Below are 18876 nucleotides of genomic sequence, written 5' to 3' on the forward strand. Positions count from 1 at the left end.
CGGATGTCCGTGAGCGGAGAAATCACCGAGGCCACCGGCCTTCCCGAGCGGGCACTGCGGAAGGCCGGACGGGGACGCACCACCGTCGTCCTCGTCGGTCTCGTCGTTGCCCTGCTCGCCCTGGCCGTCGCGTCGGCGTGCCTCGGACAGGTGCCCACGAGCCCGGCCGAGGTGGTCGGCAGTCTGCTGCACCGCATCGGGTTGGACCTCGGCCCGATGCCCGCGCATCCCGCCGGGGAAGTGACCTTGTGGGAGGTGCGCTTCCCGCGCGTGGTGCTCGCGATGCTCGTCGGTGCCGCCCTCGGCTGTTCCGGGGCGCTGTTGCAGGGCATCTTCGCCAATCCCCTCGCCGAACCCGGCGTGATCGGTGTGTCCTCCGGCGCCGCCGTCGGCGCGTCCGCGGTGATCGTGCTCGGCGGCGCATTCACCACCGGCTGGGCGCTGGCCGGCGCCGCACTCGTCTCCGGTCTGATCACCACCGTGCTGGTCTACGCGCTGTCCCGATCGAACGGACGCACGGAAGTCGTCACGGTGATCCTCACCGGCGTCGCCGTCAACGCCGTCGCCGGCGGGCTCATCGCGTTCTTCACCTTCGTCGCCAGTCCCGCCGCCCGCGACCAGATCGTGTTCTGGCAGCTCGGCAGTCTCGGCGGAGCCACCTGGGAGATCGTCGCGGTGGTCGCGCCGCTGACCCTGGCCGGTGTGCTCGTTGCGGTCCTGCTCGCCCCGAAACTCGACCTGCTGGCGCTCGGCGAGAGCGTCGCCCGGCATCTGGGTGTGGACGTCGAACGCGTGCGGCAATTGTCGATTCTGGCGGTCGCCGTGCTGGTCAGCGGCGCCACCGCCTTCACCGGCATCATCATGTTCGTCGGCCTGGTCGTGCCGCACCTGATGCGCCTGGCTCTCGGCCCCGCCCACCGGGTGCTTGTCGTGGCGAGTGTGCTCGCCGGCGCGGTCGTCCTGCTCGCCGCCGACCTGGGGGCGCGCACGCTGGTCGAGAACGCCGACCTGCCGCTCGGCATGATCACCGCCCTCATCGGTGGCCCGGTCTTCTTCCTGATGCTGCGCCGCACCCGCGCGAAGCAGGGTGGATGGGCATGAGGCTGCTTCCCCGCTCCCTCGGAACCCCGGACGCGGCCGTCCCGGCCCGCTCGGCACCGGGCACCGCGACGATGCGCGCGGTGGCTGTGCGACTGCGGCGCGGAGAGCGGGAGATCCTGCACGGCGTCGACTTCGAGGTGCGCACCGGTGAGGTCGTCGCGCTCGTCGGCCCCAACGGGGCGGGCAAGTCAACCCTGCTCGCGGCGTTGTCCGGCGACCATCCGATCAGCGGCGGCACCGTCGAGGTCGAGGGCCGTGCCCTCGAGCGGTGGTCGTCGATCGCCCTGGCGCGCCGCCGCGCCGTGCTACCGCAGCAGCACACCGTCGGTTTCCCGTTCACCGCCCGGCAGGTCGTACGGATGGGACGGGCCGCGTGGGCGCGCACCCCCAGACAGGACGACGACGACCGCATCGTCGCCGAGGCGTTCGGGACCTGCGACGTCGCCCATCTGGCCGACCGGCCGTTCCCCGCGCTGTCCGGCGGTGAACGCGCCCGGGTGGCGCTCGCACGGGTGCTGGCCCAGGACACCGAGACACTGCTGCTCGACGAACCCACCGCGGCACTGGACCTCGGCCACCAGGAGGCGGTCATGCAGGTCGTGCGGGCCCGCGCCGACGACGGGCACGCCGTGGTCGTCGTGCTGCACGATCTCGGGCTGGCCGCCGCCTACGCCGACCGCGTCTGCGTGCTCGAACAGGGACGCATCGTCGCCGACGGCGCACCCGGCGACGTCCTCACCGAAGAGCTCCTCGGCCGCGTCTACCAGTACCCCGTGGCGATCGGCCGCCACCCCGAGACCGGCACCCCGCTCGTGTTGCCGCGACGTCCGAACCGCGACCGGTCCGCCTCGGCGCAGACCTGAGCAGCAGATCACATCCGGCCCGTCGGACGACCCACTGATTTCTTCCCCGCGACCGGCATCAGGAACACTGAAGGTCGGCGCGCCGGGCGCCGGAGCACGTCCGGCAGGTGCGAATCGAATCCGAGGACGAGGAGCAACGATGGGCAGAGCGGGGATCCGAGCGGTCACGATGGTGGGCGCGATCGCGATGGTCGTGCTGGCCGGCTGCTCGTCGGAGAGCACCCCGGACGTGCTGCAGACCATCGAACCCGCCACTCCTGCGGCCGCCCCCGAGGTCGGCCCGTCCCCTGCCGGCGACGTCCGTCCGCTCGACCTGCAGGTCGATGCGCTGGTCGTCGAACCGTCCACGGGTACCTTCGCCGCGCTCGTCGACGACGGAGCACGGGTCGCGTTGTTCGACGACACGGCGTTCGACGGTCCCGGGACGGAACCGCGCCTGGTGGGCTTGCCGTCGTCCGCCGCCACCGTCGTGACCGGCCCCGAGGGCAGTGTGCTCACCCCCGTGTCCGGGGCCGTGCTGCGCATCGACGTCGCCGACGGCACCATCACCGAGGTCCCGGTCGACGGCAATGCCACGTCGGCGGCCGTGCTGTCCGACGGCCGCTGGGCCGTGGGCACCGACAACGGCCGCGTGCTCGTCGTCGACCCCGAATCCGGCGAGGTGGCCACCACCGTCGGTGGCCTCGCCTCCGTCGACGCCCTCGCCGTCACCGGTGACGCCGTCGCGGCGCTCGACCGCCGGCAGACCTCCCTCACCGAGCTCGACCTCGCCGACGCCCATCTCGGGCCCGCGCTGCGTGCCGGCGAAGGTGCGACGCAGCTGACCACCGACCCCTTCGGACGCGTCGTGATCACCGACACCACCGGCGACGAACTGCTCGTCTACACCCTCGACGCGATCGTCCTGCGGCAGCGTTATCCCGTCGGGCCCGCCCCGTACGCTGTGACCTACGACGAGACGCGGGACCTGATCTGGGTGACTCTGACGGGCAGCAACGAGGTCGTGGGCTACGATCTTTCGACCGGGATCCCGCGAGAACGCCACCGCTTCGCAACGGTGCGGCAACCGAATTCGATCGCCGTCGATCCGGCCGATGCGGCACTGGTGATCGCGTCGGCAACCGGTGACGGACTGCAGCGGATCCCGATCGAAGGACAGTGATGGCGAACGAGCGACTCGGCCGGTTGACCCGGATGCCTGTCGGTTGGGACACCAGCAACGACGAATACGAATACGTGCCGCTCAAGCTGCCCCGGGACGTGTCCCGGGTGAGCGCGTCGATGCGTCTGGCGATCTCCGCCGAATTCCACGGCTGGGAACTCACCCGGGTGCGCCTGTATCCGGACGGGAGCCGGCGGGTGCTGCTGCGCCGCCGCAAGACCGCCCATCACGTCCCCGAACCCACCGTTGGTTGATAACAGATCCCGGACCGTCGTGGACCGGGCTTGCAGGGAGTAGTTCGTGTACCGCTATCTTCTTCGGCTCATGTTCCTGTTGCCGCCGGAACGAGCCCACCACCTCGCCTTCCTCGCGATGCGCTGGTCGACTCGCTTCGGGCCGCTGCGCGCCCTGGTGTCGAAGGTGCTCGTCACCGACGACCCCATCCTCCGCAACACCGTCTTCGGCGTGCAGTTCCCCACGCCGGTGGGCCTGGCGGCCGGTTTCGACAAGGACGCGACCGGTGTCGACGTGTGGGGTCCGCTCGGATTCGGGTTCGCCGAGATCGGCACCGTCACCGCCCAGGCCCAGCCGGGCAATCCGCAGCCGCGACTGTTCCGCCTCCCCGAGGACCGGGCGATCGTGAACCGGATGGGCTTCAACAACCACGGTGCCGGGGAGGCCGCCAATCGGCTGCGGCAGCGCCGCCGCACCGTTCCCATCGGCGCGAACATTGGTAAGACGAAGGTCGTGCCGGCCGAACAGGCCGCCGAGGACTACACCGAGAGCGCACGACTCCTCGGCCCACTCGCTGATTTCGTGGTCGTCAACGTCTCCTCCCCCAACACCCCCGGCCTGCGGGATCTGCAGGCCGTCGAGTCGCTGCGCCCGATCCTGGCCGCGGTGCTGGACACCGTGACGGTGCCGGTGCTCGTGAAGATCGCCCCGGATCTGTCCGACGAGGACGTCGACGCGGTGGCCGACCTGGCACTCGAACTCGGGCTCGCCGGCATCGTCGCCACCAACACCACCATCCGCCGCGACGGATTGAACACCCCGCAGAGCCGCATCGAGGAGATTGGCGCGGGCGGCCTGTCGGGTGCCCCGGTCGCCGAGCGGTCTCTCGAGGTGCTGCGCCGGCTGCGCACGCGGGTCGGCGATCGCCTCACCCTGATCTCGGTGGGTGGCATCGAAACCACGGAGCAGGCGTTCGAGCGCATCCTCGCCGGCGCGTCGCTGGTCCAGGTTTACACCGGCTTCATCTACGGCGGTCCGTTCTGGGCGCGGCGCATCAACCGCGGTATCGCCCGCAAGCTGCGCGCGCACGGCTACCGCTCCATCGCCGACGCGGTGGGCGCCAGCACACGAGTGTGACCTGCAGCGGACGGGGCCCGGGTCGTACTCGACCCGGGCCCCGTCCGTCACGACCTGTCAGCGCACCTCGTAGGTGCCGGTCAGCAGACCGCGGGCGATGGCGTGCCCGAAGACGTTGAAGCCGAGGAAGGCCGGGCTCGACTCGGGCGTCACGCCCTCGAGCACCTCGACGTCGAGTGCGTGCACCGCGACGATGTAGCGGTGGTGGCCGTGTCCGGCCGGCGGAGCGGCACCGATGAACCCGTGGGCTCCGCCGTCGTGGCGCAGGGTCACGGCCTGCTCCGGAAGAGCATTCGAGTCGGCGCTACCCGCACCCGTCGGCAGTTCCGTGACCGAGGCCGGGATGTTCGCGACGGCCCAGTGCCAGAAACCCGACGCCGTGGGGGCGTCCGGATCGAACACCGTGACGACGAAGCTCTTCGTCTCGGCGGGGAAACCCGACCAGGACAGCTGCGGGGAGACGTCGCCGCCCCCGGGGATTCCGAACGCACCGCTGGCCTGCGGGAGTTTCCATTCCTCGCCCTCGGCGAAGTCCGCGCTGGTCACCTGGAGGATGGGCAGCTCGGGCAGGAACTTGTACGGGTCGTAATCGAAAGCCATTCCGGTCCTTTCGTGGCGGTTTCGTGTGTTCTAGGCGTGCATGAGGAAGTGTTCCATGACCCGGGTGCCGAAGCGCAGTGCCTCGACGGGGACACGCTCGTCGACACCGTGGAACAGCGCGGCGAAGTCCAGATCGGGCGGCAACTGCAGCGGCGCGAAACCGAAGCAGCGGATGCCGAGCTTGGCGAACGCCTTGGCGTCGGTGCCGGCCGAGAGCATGTACGGCACGGTCCGGCCGATCGGGTCGTGCGCGAGGATCGCCGCGTTCATCGCGTCGACGAGGTCGCCGTCGAAGGTGGTCTCGTACGGCTCGAGACCGGTGATCCACTCCCTGGTGACATTGGGCCCGATCAGCTCGTCGACAGTGCGTTCGAACTCGGCGAGCCGGCCCGGCAGGATACGGCAGTCGACGACGGCGTGCGCGGTGCGCGGGATGACGTTGGCCTTGTACCCGGCGTCGAGCATCGTGGGGTTCGCGGTGTCGCGCAGGGTCGCGCCCACGATGCGGGCGATCGACCCGAGCTTGGCGAGCGCCCCCTCGAGATCGGGCGAGGCCGGGTCGAAGTCCAGCCCGGTCTCCTCGCTCACGGCGGAGAGGAACTCGGCCACGGAATCGTTGACGACCAGAGGGAACGTGTGGGATCCGAGCCGGGCCACCGCGCGGGAGAGGACGGTGACGGCGTTGTCCTCGTGCAGGAAGGAGCCGTGCCCGGCGACACCCGTGGCGGTCAGGCGCATCCAGCGCATGCCCTTCTCGGCCGTCTCGACCATGTACAGGCGACGTTCGGTGCCGTCGGGACGCGGCACGGTCAGGGAGAACCCGCCGACCTCCCCCACGGCCTCGGTCACGCCCTCGAACAGCTCGGGTCGGTGCTCGACCAGCCACTGCGAACCGAACTTGCCTCCGGCCTCCTCGTCGGCGACGAACGCGAACACCAGATCGCGCGGGGGCACGATGTTCTCGACCTTGAAGTAGCGGGCGACGGCGATCATCATGCCGACCATGTCCTTCATGTCGACCGCGCCGCGTCCCCACACGTAACCGTTCTCGACGGCCCCGGAGAACGGGTGCACGCTCCAGTCCGCGGCCTCGGCCGGCACAACGTCGAGGTGGCCGTGGAGCATGAGGGCACCGCGGCTCGGGTCGGAGCCGGGCAGCCGCGCGAAGACGTTGCCGCGGCCCGGCGCTCCGGATTCGACGTAGGTCGTCTCGTAGCCGACCTCCTCGAGCACGGAGGCCACCCACTCGGCGCATTCGCGTTCGCCGCGGGTAGTGGTGGGTTCGCCGGTGTTCGAGGTGTCGAACCGGATGAGGCGGGAGACGAGGTCGACGACCTCCTCCTCCGCCCGGGACGGCTGGTGGGCGCTCGTGTCAATGGCCATGGCCGTATGTCTACCACCGCCCGTCCACCATCTCGACAGTTCGGATCACCGCAGGTGGAGGTGGCGATTTGGGACCGTGGGCGTGGTGGGTTACTCTTTCACAGCGCCCACGACGAGTGGGCGCGAGCACCAGGTCCGAGTGGCGGAATGGCAGACGCGCTAGCTTGAGGTGCTAGTGTCCTATTAACGGACGTGGGGGTTCAAGTCCCCCCTCGGACACTCTGAGTCGAGACAGACGACGAAGGCCCCGAACATCATGTTCGGGGCCTTCGTCGTTGTCGGGAGAAGATCGAGCGGGCGACAACCGATACCGCATTCGTCATCCGCTGCGGCAACGTGCTGCAGCGGATGACGAACAAGCGAGCGGATCCGCGCGAGGCGCGTCGAGTGCCGCGAGCGCGCCTGAAGTGCCGTTTTGGGGATCGGACGCCCCATGCGCTACTGTTTCTTCAGCGCCCGCGGGAGCGGGTTCTACCGACATGCCCCGTGTGGGCGTCGGTCCGAGTGGCGGAATGGCAGACGCGCTAGCTTGAGGTGCTAGTGTCCTATTAACGGACGTGGGGGTTCAAGTCCCCCCTCGGACACCCCGAAACCCGAAGGCCCCGAACCGATATCGGTTCGGGGCCTTCGGTTCGTCCGGGGTCCGCTCAGTCCCGGCGGCCCTTGCGGAAGTACCGGATCGGGCCGAAGAAGTTCACCGCGATGGTCAGCGCCCAGCGCAGCTTGCTGCCGTTGATCTTGTCGGCCGGTCGCCTCGCCAGATCGGCCCAGGCCGCGACGGCGAGCGACAACTGCACCACCGCGAGCAGGACCACCAGCACCTGCTGGGGGCGGCTCAGTTCGGCGAACTTCTTCTTGGACAAGGGGGAGCTCGGGCTCATCGTTCCTCCGGTACCTGCACGGGAATTCGGACACGATCATCCTGCCCGATACGATCGGGCATACAGCAGCACACGGAAAAAGGCAGATGAACCCCCACAGCGACACCACCGCCGAACCCGCCACCGACGGCTTCACCCGCATCGACCCCGACGATCTGGCCACCTGTCTGCGGGTGCTCGACCAGGCAGCGGGTCTCGACGCCGAACATCCCGACGCGATCGCCGTGCAGCGGGCCGTGGGGCACATGTTCAAGAAGTTCAAGCGGCTGCGCCGCAACGAGGCCCGCAAGCAGCGCGTCGACGCCGACCGTCAGGTGCTGTCCGCGACCGCCACCGCCTCCCCCACCCGCATCGACGACGAGACCGCCGGACTCCCGCTGGCGTCGTCGACTCGCGGTGCAAGCGCGGGAACGCTGCTGCGTCCGCGGCACTGCTACATCTGCAAGGACAAGTACACCCGCGTCGACGCCTTCTATCACCAGTTGTGCCCGACGTGCGCCGAGGAGAACCACGCAAAACGCGACGCGCGCACCGATCTGCGGGGCCGTCGCGCCCTGCTCACCGGCGGTCGCGCCAAGATCGGCATGTACATCGCATTGCGGTTGCTGCGCGACGGCGCGCACACCACCGTCACCACGCGGTTCCCCAACGACGCGATCCGCCGCTTCACCGCGATGGAGGACAGCGGCGACTGGCTGCACCGGCTGCGCATCGTCGGCATCGACCTGCGTGATCCCGCCCAGGTGGTCGCCCTCGCCGACGATGTGGCCGCGCAGGGTCCGCTGGACATCCTCATCAACAACGCCGCGCAGACGGTGCGCCGCTCCCCCGGTGCCTACTCGGCGCTGGCCGAGGCGGAGGCCGATCCGCTGCCCGCCGGTCCGCGCCCCGAGGTCCTGACCTTCGGCAAGCCCTCGGACGCCCATCCGGCTGCTCTGGCCGGGTCGCTGCCGGCCGAGTTGTCGGCGCACTCGTTGACCTCGCTGGCACTGGTGGCCGGATCGGCGACACCCGAGCGGGTCGCGGCCGGCGTCGCCGTCGACGCCGGTGGCCTGCTGCCGGATCTCGTGCACACCAACAGCTGGGTCCAGACCGTCGGCGAGGTCGAGCCGCTGGAACTGCTCGAGGTGCAGCTGTGCAACTCGGTGGCGCCGTTCATCCTCGTCAACCGTCTGCGTCCGGCGCTCGCCGCGTCCCCGGCCCGCCGCAAGTACGTCGTGAACGTCTCCGCGATGGAAGGGCAGTTCGGGGGTCGCCGCTACAAGGGCGCCGGGCATCCGCACACCAACATGGCCAAGGCCGCGCTGAACATGCTCACCCGCACCAGCGCCGAGGAGATGCTCACCGACGGCATCCTCATGACCGCCGTCGACACCGGGTGGATCACCGACGAACGGCCGCACCACACCAAGATGCGGCTGGCCGAGGAGGGATTCCACGCCCCGCTCGATCTCGTGGACGGTGCCGCCCGTGTCTACGACCCGATCGTCCAGGGCGAGGCCGGCACGGACCTGTACGGATGCTTCCTCAAGGACTTCCGCCCGGCACCCTGGTGATCCGGACCCGGTGATTTGGGGAGACCGGTTCCACACCGTGGATCGTGGCCCACTCTCCGGGCCGCGGCGATAATGGATAACGTCCCCGCAGGCTCGCACGAGGAGAGTCATGACTGTCGCTGTCGTTCACGCCGATACCCCCGAAGGCCGGATCGCTCTGCAGGCCGCGGTGCGGGAGGCCGCCGACCGGCAGCAGTCGCTGGTGGTGCTCCACCCGCTCGACGAACCCGACGAGGTGGAAGGCGTGCGGGCACAGGTGAGCGAGGTGGCCGGTACCGACGGCTGGGAGTTGCTCTCGGCCGTCCACGACGGCGATCCGGTCGGCACGACCGTCGAACTGCTTGCGCGCAGCGGCGCCGAACGCGTGGTCATCGGCAGCCGCGGGCGCACCGCGACCGGCAAGTTCCTCGTCGAGCGGGCGGTGCAGCGGCTGATCACCGAGTCGTCGGTGCCGGTGCTCGTCATCAAGGCCGGCTGAGGCGCCGCCCGCCCTCCGGCAACCGCGTTCGTTCCGAGGCCGTTCGTTCTACCCTGGGCACATGGCGTTCCGGGTGGTCGCCGACCTCACGGCCTTCGTGCATCTGCTCTTCGTGCTCTACGTCGCGTTCGGTGGTTTCCTCGCGTGGCGGTGGCCCCGCACGATCGTCGCGCACGTCGTCGCAGTGGTGTGGGGAGCGGCCTCGGTGGCCGTGGGGTTCGACTGCCCGCTGACCGCGGTGGAGAACTGGGCACGCCGCGAGGCCGGCCAGGAAGGTCTGCCGCCGAGCGGATTCATCGATCACTACCTCACCGGGGTGATCTACCCGGAGTCCGCGCTCGGCGCGGTCCGCGCCCTCGCCGCGCTCGCCGTACTCATCTCGTGGGTGGTGCTGTGGCGCCGGATCCGTGTGACGAAGGTCGCCCCCGAGACTTACTCCTGAGTAGGGTGAGGGGCATGACTGTCTCCCGGGATCTCGACATCGTTATCTACGGCGCCACCGGCTTCGTCGGGCGCCTCACCGCCGCCTATCTCGCCGAGAACCTCCCCGACGGCGTCGCCGTCGGACTCGCAGGACGTTCACGCACCAAACTCGAGAAGCTCGCCGCCGACCTCGGAACCGACTGGCGGCTGATCGAGGCGAACGCCGACGATCCCGCCTCGCTGACCGCGCTCGCCGAGTCCACCCGCGTGGTGATCACGACCGTCGGTCCCTACGCCACGTACGGGCTGCCGCTCGTGCAGGCGTGCGCCGAGGCCGGCACCGACTACGTCGACCTCACCGGCGAGGTGCTCTTCCACCGCGAGAGCATCGACCGCTTCGACGACGTGGCCCGGCGCACCGGCGCCCGCATAGTCCACTCGTGCGGTTTCGACTCCGTCCCGTCCGACCTCGGCGTCCATGCGCTCTACCGCGCCGCGGAGGCCGACGGCAACCTGCCGCTCACCGACACGACCTTCGTGCTCGGCTCCTTCCGCGGCGGGGTGAGCGGCGGAACCATCGATTCGCTCCGGCAACAGCTCGACGCGGTCCGCAAGGATGCCGCCGCACGGAAGATCGCCGCGCGCCCGTACTCGCTGTCCCCCGATCGGGCTCGGGAACCCGATCTCGGTCGCCAGAACGACTTCGCGTTCGTCGACGGCAAATCCGTGGCGCCGGAGATTTCGGGGCGGCTCGCACCGTTCGTGATGGCCTCCTACAACACCCGCATCGTGCGACGCAGCAACGCGTTGCGCGACTGGGCCTACGGACGCCGGTTCCGCTACCGGGAGGTGATGAGTGTCGGCTCCTCACCGCTCTCCCCCGTCCTCGCCGGGCTCGTCGGACTCGGCACGGGAGCCCTCGCCGCCGGCCTGTCGTTCCCGCCCACGCGGTTCGTCCTCGACAAGCTCCTGCCCGCGCCCGGCGAGGGACCGTCGGAGGAGACCCGCGAGAACGGTTACTTCACGGTGGATCTGTACGCTTCGACCGAATCGGGAGCTCGCTACACCGCGCGGTTCTCCGCGCAGGGCGACCCAGGTTACAAGGCCACGGCCGTGATGCTCGGCGAGTCCGCCCTCTCGCTCGCCCTCGGCGGCGCGGCCCTGCACGCCGGTGGCGGTGTCCTCACCCCCGCGGTGGCCTTCGGGGACGTGCTGACCGAACGGCTCCGCACGGCCGGTTTCGAGATCTCCGCGCGCCGCCTCGGCTGACCTCGCCTCCGGCGCGCCCGATCGGCGCGCCGGGCCCGCCGAGTGTGGCTCCGTCGCTTCGACGGGCTATGCTCGACCGGACCGAACGATCCGCGCGCGGAACGAGACCTGAGGACGTGACCATGGCTGCGACGAGTACCGAGATGGCTCCGGCCGCTCGTCTCGCGCTCATGCCGTTCTGGCCGACCCGTCGCGGCGCCTGCTTCGATTGTCTGTGTTGCACCCGGGAGTGTTGCTGAGCGCTTCGCCGCTCGTCCAACTTTTCGGGTTCTTCCAGCTTTCGGAGCCAACGCATGTTCAATCTGCTCATCTTCACGCTCGTCGGTGTCGGCGCACAGCTCGTCGACGGCGCACTCGGCATGGCCTTCGGTGTCACCGCGACCACCCTGCTGCTGTTCAGCGGTGTCGGTCCGGCGCACGCGAGCGCCGCCGTGCACCTCGCCGAGGTCGGAACCACCCTCGTCTCCGGTGCCTCGCACTGGCGGTTCCGCAACATCGACTGGAAGGTCGTGCTGCGACTCGGTGTTCCCGGTGCCATCGGCGCCTTCCTCGGCGCGACCGTGCTGTCGGGACTGTCCACCGAGGCCGCCGAACCGGTGACCGCCGGAATCCTGCTGGCCATCGGCGTATACGTCGCGTTGCGCTTCTCGGTACGACCCCCTGCGGTCGCCCACGCCCGCACCTCCCCGCACACCGCGAAATTCCTGTCTCCTCTGGGCTTCTTCGGCGGCTTCATCGACGCGAGCGGCGGTGGCGGCTGGGGACCGATCACCACCAGCACCCTGCTCTCCCGCGGTAAGACGGCACCGCGCACCGTGATCGGTTCGGTGAGCGCGTCGGAGTTCCTCGTCGCGGTCGCGGCGAGCGTCGGCTTCCTGTTCGGGCTCGGCCACGACTCCCTCGGCAATCTCGTGATCGTCGCCGGTCTCGCGCTCGGCGGTGCCCTCGCGGCGCCGGTCGCGGCCTGGCTGGTCAGCCGCGTCCCTGCGACGCTGCTCGGTACCGGCGTCGGCGGTGTCATCGTGCTGACCAACGCGCACAAGCTCGCCAAGACTGTCGACCTCTCCGGCGCGGCGCTGGCGGTGCTCTACCTCGCCATCGTCGCTGCGTGGCTCACGCTGCTGATCGTGTCCTGGAAGCGTTCGCGCCTCACCCCCGCGGAGAAGAGCGGTTCGCTCGAACCGCTGGCGCAGCCGACGCCGGCGGCACTGCTCGAAGGTACCGACGCGACGCCTCTCTCCGGGGCCCGTCCGGAGCCTCGGGAGGTGCCCGGACACAACGAAGCTCGCCTGAATTCCACCACGTCACCACGGACTCCCGACGGGGCCTGATAATCGCTGTTATGCCCGCGTGCGGTGGTGCTTCCCGATCCCGCCATCGAAGCGGCCGGCGGATCCGCGCACAGCATGCCGATCGACATGGCCCGGCACCGCCTTCACCGCGGCCGGCGTCGAACTCCCCCAGGCCTGCGTGTCGATCACCGTCGGCGGCCGCGATGGTCCTCGATCCCGCAGTGCCGTGACGGTCGCCAAGCAGCTTCTCGGGCTGTAACGCACGGTGTCGCAGCCCTCGACCGCCCGGGCGGAACCAAGATCACATACAACTCGTACGGACGCTACGATGCGCCGTGGGAATCTGCCCCGATACGCCGTCGCATCCGCGACCTTCGCCGGCGCCCTGCTCCTCGGAGCGTGCTCCTCCGGCGACGACGCCACCTCCGACACCGCCTCGGACGCCGACTCCGCAGCCTCCGACACCACCTTCGACGCCGACACCGTCAGCGAACCGACCGGCCTCGGCAGCGACATCCTCGCCCGCTTCGACTCGTGCGACGATGTCGCGCCCGCCGTCGCCCCTACATCGAGCGGCACTGAGCCTGCGCTCCTCGAGCGGCGTGGAGGAGTACAGCGTCTACTGCGCATGGGAGACCCCGGACAGCGTCACCAACCTCGACGAGATCCGGTCGGTGGAGATCGTCCTGCCACCGGGATCCGGCAACGTCCCGTCGGCGAGCGACCTCGAAACCGGCGGTCTCGAACCACTCCCCGACGCACGACGCGTAGATCGCCACCGGGACGACGAGAATCCCTGCCGCCGAAGCGCACACGGCGACCATGGCGAACACTGCGAAGGTGTAGAGACCGACCACCCATGGCGGGTCCGCAGCACGCTCGACCGCCGGTGCGGCCGCAACGCGACGATGTAGGTGAGCTGTCCCCCAACCATGAGACTCCCAGTGCCACAAGCGCGCCCACGACCAGCCGGTCGCGCGGTGCGGACGTGACGAGAACGAGTCCGAGCGCGAGCAGCGGCATGAGGAACCACTGCGAAACGTCGGTGAACGCCGAATCGGGCGCGAGAACCTGAAAACGAGATGAGCCGCCGCGACGATCGCGAACGCACCGAGAACGGTGACGGCGATCGTGCGGCGGCTCACGGGATCAGGAGTCCTCGTCGGACGTTCCGGGGTCGTGCACCCCGTCGAAGGCGTCGAGCAGGCGTTGCGCGGCGAGTGCGGCGGTCAGCGAACCGTCGCGCACCCCGGCCTCGACGTCCTTGCGGATCGCCCGCACGCGCGGGGAGGTCTCGAGACGACGCAACAGCTGGTCGTGCACCATCGTCCACGTCCAGTCCACCTGCTGACGGCGCCGGTTCTCGTCGAACATGCCCGCCTCGGTGAGCACTTTCTTGTGCTCGAGCACGGTATCCCAGAAGGTGTCCAGACCATTGCCGGTCATGCCGCTCATGGTGATCACCGGTGGCTTCCAGATCGCGTCGTGCGGATGCACCATGCGCATCGCGCCGGCGAGTTCGCGGGCGGCGACCCGCGCGTCGCGTTCGAACTCCCCGTCGGCCTTGTTGACGGCAACGAGGTCGGCGAGTTCGAGCACGCCCTTCTTGATGCCCTGCAGCTGGTCGCCGGTGCGGGCCAAGGTCAGGAAGCAGAAGGTGTCGACCATGTTCGCGACGGTCACCTCGGACTGTCCGACACCGACGGTCTCGACGAGGATCACGTCGAAACCGGCAGCCTCGAGCAGCACCATCGTCTCGCGGGTGGCCTTCGCGACCCCGCCGAGCGTGCCGGCCGAGGGCGACGGGCGGATGTAGGCGTCCCGCTGCACCGCGAGCCGCGCCATCCGTGTCTTGTCGCCGAGGATCGAACCACCCGTGCGGGTCGACGACGGGTCGACGGCCAGCACCGCGACCCGATGCCCCTGCTCGAGCAGATGCATGCCGAGCGCGTCGATGAAGGTCGACTTGCCGACACCGGGCACACCGGTGATACCGACACGAATCGCGTTGCCCGCGTTGGGAAGCAGGCGCAGCAGCAACTGCTGCGCCCGCTCCCGATGGTCGTCGCGGGTCGACTCGACCAACGTGATGGCCCGCGCGAGGCCGGCCCGCTCGTTGGCGAGCACGGCCTCGGCGAGGGCGTCGACGTCGATCTGCCGTCGGCGGGTCTGCGCGGCGCCGACCGAGGAGTCGCTCATGCCGACGTCAGCCTCCGAGGTGGTGGCCGAGCTGCGCGGCGAGCTTGGTCAGCAGACCGGTCGCCGCATCCGCGATCACGGTTCCGGGCGGGAAGATCGCCGCCGCACCCGCCGCGTAGAGCTCGTCGAAGTCGCCCGGCGGGATGACACCACCGACGACGATCATGATGTCCTCGCGGCCCACCTCGGCCAGCGCCTGCTTGAGGGCAGGGACCAGCGTCAGGTGACCCGCGGCCAACGACGACACGCCGACGACGTGCACGTCGTTGTCGGCCGCCTGCTGGGCGACCTCTTCGGGGGTCTGGAACAGCGGTCCCACGTCGACGTCGAATCCGAGGTCGGCGAAGGCCGTGGCGATCACCTTCTGGCCTCGGTCGTGACCGTCCTGGCCCATCTTCGCGACGAGGATGCGGGGGCGACGACCCTCCTCCTCGGCGAACTTCTCGACCAGTTCGGTTGCGGCGGTGATGTTGGTGGCCTTGCCGGCCTCGTCGCGGTACACGCCGCTGATCGTACGGATCTCGGCCTGGTGGCGGCCGTAGACCTTCTCCAGGGCGTCCGAGATCTCACCGACGGTGGCCTTCGCGCGGGCCGCGTCGATGGCCAGCGCGAGCAGATTGTTGTCGAGACCCTGGCTCTGCGCACCGGCGGCGCGGGTGAGCGCGTCGAGGGCGGCGCGGGTGGCCTCCTCGTCCCGGTCGGCGCGCAGTTGCTCGAGCTTGGCCAGCTGCTCGGCCCGCACACGCGAGTTCTCGACCTTGAGGACCTCGATCTCGTGGTCCTCGGTCACCTGGTACTTGTTGACGCCGATGACGGGCTGACGACCGGAGTCGATGCGCGCCTGGGTGCGGGCGGCCGCCTCCTCGATGCGCAGCTTCGGGATGCCCTCCGAGATCGCCTGCGCCATACCGCCGGCGGCCTCGACCTCGGCGATGTGGGCGCGGGCCTTGTCGGCCAGCTCGTGGGTGAGCCACTCGACGTAGTGCGAGCCGCCCCACGGGTCGATGGGCCGCGTGGTGCCCGACTCCTGCTGCAGCAGCAGCTGGGTGTTGCGGGCGATGCGCGCCGAGAAGTCGGTGGGCAGTGCCAGCGCCTCGTCGAGCGCGTTGGTGTGCAGCGACTGGGTGTGGCCCTGGGTCGCGGCCATCGCCTCGACGCACGTGCGGGCGACGTTGTTGAAGACGTCCTGTGCGGTGAGCGACCAGCCGGAGGTCTGCGAGTGGGTGCGCAGCGATTTCGACTTCGGGTTCTTCGCCCCGAACTTCTCGACGAGCTCGCTCCACAGCAGGCGACCTGCGCGCAGCTTCGCGACCTCCATGAAGAAGTTCATGCCGATCGCCCAGAAGAACGACAGGCGCGGCGCGAACTTGTCGACGTCCATGCCGGCGTCGAGTCCGGCGCGGATGTACTCCATGCCGTCCGCGAGGGTGTACGCGAGCTCGAGGTCGGCCGTCGCGCCGGCTTCCTGGATGTGGTAGCCGGAGATCGAGATCGAGTTGAAGCGCGGCATCTTCGCCGAGGTGTACGCGAAGATGTCGGAGATGATCCGCATCGACGGCTTCGGCGGGTAGATGTAGGTGTTGCGGACCATGAACTCCTTCAGAATGTCGTTCTGGATGGTTCCGGCCAGCTGCTCGGGCTTGACGCCCTGCTCCTCCGCCGCCACGACGTACAGCGCCAGGATCGGCAGTACCGCGCCGTTCATGGTCATCGACACCGACACCTGCGACAGATCGATGCCGTCGAATAGCTGACGCATGTCGAGGATCGAGTCGATCGCGACACCGGCCATACCGACGTCACCCTGTACACGCGGGTGATCGGAGTCGTAGCCGCGGTGCGTGGCCAGGTCGAAGGCCACCGACAGGCCCTTCTGACCGGCGGCGAGGTTGCGCCGGTAGAAGGCGTTGGACTCGGCGGCGGTGGAGAAGCCGGCGTACTGCCGGATGGTCCACGGCTGGTTCACGTACATCGTCGGGTACGGCCCGCGCACGAACGGGGCCAGACCCGGGTAGCTGCCGAGCGGGTAGCCCTCGGCGACGACGGCGTCGCGGTCGGCCTTGGTGTAGACCGGCTTGACGTCGATGCCCTCGGGCGTCGACCACACGACGTCTTCGGTGCTGTAGTTGTTCGCCTCGGCGACGGACTCGACGAGCGCGGCGGCCTGCTCCGCGGTGGGAGCGGTGGGCGCCGGCGCAGCCGGGTCCGTCAACGGGACGTCGGCGAAGCTGCCGATTTCGTGTTCGATGCTCACTTACGCTCCCAGAGTGTTCAGCAGGTCGGTGAGGGCGGCGACGGCGTCGATGCGCGCGGTGAGGAAGCCGTCCGGACGATCGTCCCCCTGCGCGTCCTTCACGGCCTTCTCGGGTCCGGCCAGCAGCACCGTCGTGATCCCCGCCGCACGCAGCGCAGAGGTGGCCGTACCGGCCTGCTCGCCGTAGCGGGTGTCAGTGCCGCACAGCACGGCGACGGACGTTCCGGTGTCGCCCACCAGGGACGACAGGTCGGCGTCGAGATCGAGCGGTCCGGGATTGACCGCTTCGATGCCACCGGCGGCGAGCAGGTTCGTCGCGAAGGTCGCCCGTACGTTGTGTTCGGCGATCGGCCCGAGCGGGGCGAGCAGCACCCGCGGGCGGGCACCGTGCGAGGCCAGGTAGGCATCCGAGCGGTCGCGCAGCGCCTCGAACGGTGCGGCGTACCGCGCGGCGGACGCGCCGGCCTCGGCGACACCGACCGGCAGCGGCTTCTCGGCCAGGTTCGGGAACTCGTTGACCCCGGTCACCGAGAACGTGCGGTGCGCGATGTCGGACTCGCGGCGGGCACGCGTCTGCGCGACACGCTCGGCGATCAGCCCTGCCTCGAGAGCGGCGCGGTAACCACCGGCCGCCTCGATCTCCTGGAAGAAGCCCCATGCCTTCTCTGCGATCTGCGCGGTCAGTTCCTCGACGTACCAGGAACCGGCGGCGGGATCGAGAACGCGCCCGAGGTTGGACTCCTCGAGCAGCAGCAGCTGGGTGTTGCGGGCGATCCGGGCGGAGAACGCCTCGGACACCTCGAGCACACCGGCCGGCAGTGCGGAGTCGAACGGCAGGACCGTGACGGCGTCGGCGCCACCGACACCCGCGCCGAACGCAGCGAGGGTCGTGCGCAGCATGTTCACCCACGGATCGCGCTGGGCCATCATCGCCGCGGAGGTCACGGCGTGCTGCGGAGCGTTGCCGGCCTCGGGGGCACCGGCGACCTGGGCGACGCGCGCCCACACCTGACGACCCGCGCGGAACTTGGCGATGGTCTGGAACTGGTCGTCGGTCGCGGCGAGACGGAACTCGAGCTGACCGAGCGCGGCCGCAACGGGAACCCCGGCGTCGACGAGTGCTCGCACATAATCGAGGCCGGCGGCGATCGCGGCACCGAGTTCTTCGGCGTCGGACGAACCGGCGTTGTGGAAGGCGGTGCCGTCCACGGTGAGGGCACGCACCGCTTCGGTGCGGTCGGCGGCGGCCCGTGCCAGTTCGACGGCCTCGTCGAGAGATACGTCGGGACGCTCGGAGAACGCGCTGGTGAGCGGCGCTGCACCGAGGAAGATGCGCACGGCGGCGCGGTCCTCGATATCGGTGCGGTTGTCGAGCACGGAGTACACGGCGGTGGTCGCTGCGACCGCGTCGGCACCGGCGTCGAGACGGACCGGCGCGAGGTCGAGGAGCACACCGTTGAGCGCGGTGTCGAGCGCGTCCACGGGGACCGCGCCGGCGCCGAGACCGAGCCACACCGAGCTGACGCCGTTGTTCAGCGCGTCGAGGATGCGCTCGTTGACCGAGGCCGCGTCGGTGCCGGTGAACCGGACGTCGACGAGCCAGCCGGTGTTGACGTCGCGCGTGGACGAGCCGCCGCGGACGAACGGGAACTCACCGGGCAGCGGCGCTTCGTCGCGCTCGTCGCGGACGCCGTACAGCGGCGCGACGGTGACGTCGTCGTAGGTCGTGGTCTCGAGCAGACGCTGCGGCTCGGGTCCGAGTTCGGCCGGGTCGACACGTCGGGACTTGGCCAGCACCCCCGCCACCGCGTCCTGCCACTGCGCATATGCGCGCGCGGCATCCTCGGCTTCTGCAGCTAATGACACGGGCGATTCCTCCTACTGCGGGTTTGCAGGCTTTGTACGGACGGCGTTGTCGGCCGGAGGTGGGCAACCTCGAAATGGGTAGGTTGCCTTCGGTGTGATGCTATCCCCGCACATCGCGCGATCGTTGTGGGGATCACCACAGTTTTTCTAGCGCTCGATAACGACGTCCTCGATCGGA

At 69.7% G+C, this 18876-nt stretch carries 17 protein-coding genes and 2 tRNA genes; 13 read left to right on the top strand and 6 right to left on the bottom strand.

Annotated features, from left to right (window positions below):
- Nucleotides 1-3 precede the first annotated feature (3 nt).
- The 5 genes from BLV31_RS14520 (at nt 4) to BLV31_RS14540 (ending at nt 4497) form a co-directional block, all read left to right on the top strand.
- Complete coding sequence (locus tag BLV31_RS14520) at nt 4-1101, top strand: FecCD family ABC transporter permease (protein ID WP_064060332.1); 1098 nt, start codon at nt 4-6, stop codon at nt 1099-1101.
- Nucleotides 1092-1964 carry a heme ABC transporter ATP-binding protein gene (locus BLV31_RS14525; protein WP_033096648.1) on the top strand — a complete coding sequence of 291 codons (873 nt, stop codon included), beginning with the start codon at nt 1092-1094 and terminating at the stop codon, nt 1962-1964. The genes BLV31_RS14520 and BLV31_RS14525 overlap by 10 nt, the downstream gene beginning before the upstream one ends.
- Before the next feature lie 139 nt (nt 1965-2103).
- Nucleotides 2104-3126, top strand: coding sequence for an NHL repeat-containing protein (locus tag BLV31_RS14530; protein ID WP_064060331.1), 1023 nt, complete (start codon nt 2104-2106; stop codon nt 3124-3126).
- A complete protein-coding gene (locus BLV31_RS14535) occupies nt 3126-3380 on the top strand; it encodes a DUF5703 family protein (protein WP_006551956.1) in 255 nt (84 codons plus the stop codon). The genes BLV31_RS14530 and BLV31_RS14535 overlap by 1 nt, the downstream gene beginning before the upstream one ends.
- A gap of 46 nt (nt 3381-3426) precedes the next feature.
- On the top strand, nt 3427-4497 hold the full coding sequence (locus tag BLV31_RS14540; RefSeq protein ID WP_064060330.1) for a quinone-dependent dihydroorotate dehydrogenase: 1071 nt from the start codon (nt 3427-3429) through the stop codon (nt 4495-4497).
- Between the two features lie 57 nt (nt 4498-4554).
- On the opposite strand, the gene BLV31_RS14545 is transcribed toward BLV31_RS14540, so the two are convergent.
- Nucleotides 4555-5097, bottom strand: coding sequence for a YbhB/YbcL family Raf kinase inhibitor-like protein (locus BLV31_RS14545; protein ID WP_064060329.1), 543 nt, complete (start codon nt 5095-5097; stop codon nt 4555-4557).
- A gap of 30 nt (nt 5098-5127) precedes the next feature.
- On the bottom strand, nt 5128-6480 hold the full coding sequence (locus tag BLV31_RS14550; RefSeq protein ID WP_064060328.1) for a M20/M25/M40 family metallo-hydrolase: 1353 nt from the start codon (nt 6478-6480) through the stop codon (nt 5128-5130).
- 133 nt (nt 6481-6613) lie between these two features.
- Here BLV31_RS14550 and BLV31_RS14555 point away from each other — a divergent pair.
- Nucleotides 6614-6699 (top strand) — tRNA-Leu (locus BLV31_RS14555).
- Nucleotides 6700-6978: 279 nt separating this feature from the next.
- Nucleotides 6979-7064: transfer RNA gene (locus BLV31_RS14560), tRNA-Leu, on the top strand.
- A gap of 63 nt (nt 7065-7127) precedes the next feature.
- Here the strand turns inward: BLV31_RS14560 and BLV31_RS14565 are convergent.
- Nucleotides 7128-7361: a PLDc N-terminal domain-containing protein gene (locus BLV31_RS14565; RefSeq protein WP_033096644.1), complete on the bottom strand. Its 234-nt coding sequence runs from the start codon at nt 7359-7361 to the stop codon at nt 7128-7130.
- A gap of 86 nt (nt 7362-7447) precedes the next feature.
- On the opposite strand from BLV31_RS14565, the gene BLV31_RS14570 reads away from it, so the two are divergent.
- The 6 genes from BLV31_RS14570 to BLV31_RS25450 all read left to right on the top strand — a co-directional run bounded on the left by BLV31_RS14570 (nt 7448) and on the right by BLV31_RS25450 (nt 13293).
- Entirely contained in the window at nt 7448-8917 is a 1470-nt protein-coding gene (locus BLV31_RS14570) for an SDR family oxidoreductase (RefSeq protein ID WP_006551546.1), read from the top strand.
- A gap of 109 nt (nt 8918-9026) precedes the next feature.
- The gene (locus tag BLV31_RS14575; RefSeq protein WP_006551545.1) at nt 9027-9395 is read left to right on the top strand and encodes a universal stress protein; all 369 of its coding nucleotides are present in this window, start codon (nt 9027-9029) and stop codon (nt 9393-9395) included.
- Between the two features lie 61 nt (nt 9396-9456).
- The gene (locus tag BLV31_RS14580; protein ID WP_006551544.1) at nt 9457-9837 is read left to right on the top strand and encodes a DUF2784 domain-containing protein; all 381 of its coding nucleotides are present in this window, start codon (nt 9457-9459) and stop codon (nt 9835-9837) included.
- Nucleotides 9838-9851: 14 nt separating this feature from the next.
- On the top strand, nt 9852-11087 hold the full coding sequence (locus tag BLV31_RS14585) for a saccharopine dehydrogenase family protein (RefSeq protein WP_033096643.1): 1236 nt from the start codon (nt 9852-9854) through the stop codon (nt 11085-11087).
- Between the two features lie 293 nt (nt 11088-11380).
- The gene (locus BLV31_RS14590; RefSeq protein ID WP_064060327.1) at nt 11381-12418 is read left to right on the top strand and encodes a sulfite exporter TauE/SafE family protein; all 1038 of its coding nucleotides are present in this window, start codon (nt 11381-11383) and stop codon (nt 12416-12418) included.
- A gap of 563 nt (nt 12419-12981) precedes the next feature.
- Nucleotides 12982-13293 (top strand): hypothetical protein, encoded by a 312-nt coding sequence (locus BLV31_RS25450; RefSeq protein WP_006551540.1) that lies wholly within the window; start codon nt 12982-12984, stop codon nt 13291-13293.
- Nucleotides 13294-13528: 235 nt separating this feature from the next.
- Here BLV31_RS25450 and meaB read toward each other — a convergent pair whose 3' ends face one another.
- Genes meaB through BLV31_RS14615 form a run of 3 tightly spaced genes read right to left on the bottom strand, consistent with a single transcriptional unit; the run spans nt 13529 to nt 18698 of the window.
- On the bottom strand, nt 13529-14578 hold the full coding sequence (gene meaB, locus BLV31_RS14605) for a methylmalonyl Co-A mutase-associated GTPase MeaB (protein WP_019289316.1): 1050 nt from the start codon (nt 14576-14578) through the stop codon (nt 13529-13531).
- A gap of 7 nt (nt 14579-14585) precedes the next feature.
- On the bottom strand, nt 14586-16832 hold the full coding sequence (gene scpA, locus BLV31_RS14610) for a methylmalonyl-CoA mutase (RefSeq protein WP_006551538.1): 2247 nt from the start codon (nt 16830-16832) through the stop codon (nt 14586-14588).
- Nucleotides 16833-18698 (bottom strand): methylmalonyl-CoA mutase family protein, encoded by a 1866-nt coding sequence (locus BLV31_RS14615; RefSeq protein ID WP_033096641.1) that lies wholly within the window; start codon nt 18696-18698, stop codon nt 16833-16835.
- Between the last annotated feature and the right edge of the window lie 178 nt (nt 18699-18876).

Source organism: Rhodococcus pyridinivorans, assembly GCF_900105195.1.
Classification (GTDB): domain Bacteria; phylum Actinomycetota; class Actinomycetes; order Mycobacteriales; family Mycobacteriaceae; genus Rhodococcus; species Rhodococcus pyridinivorans.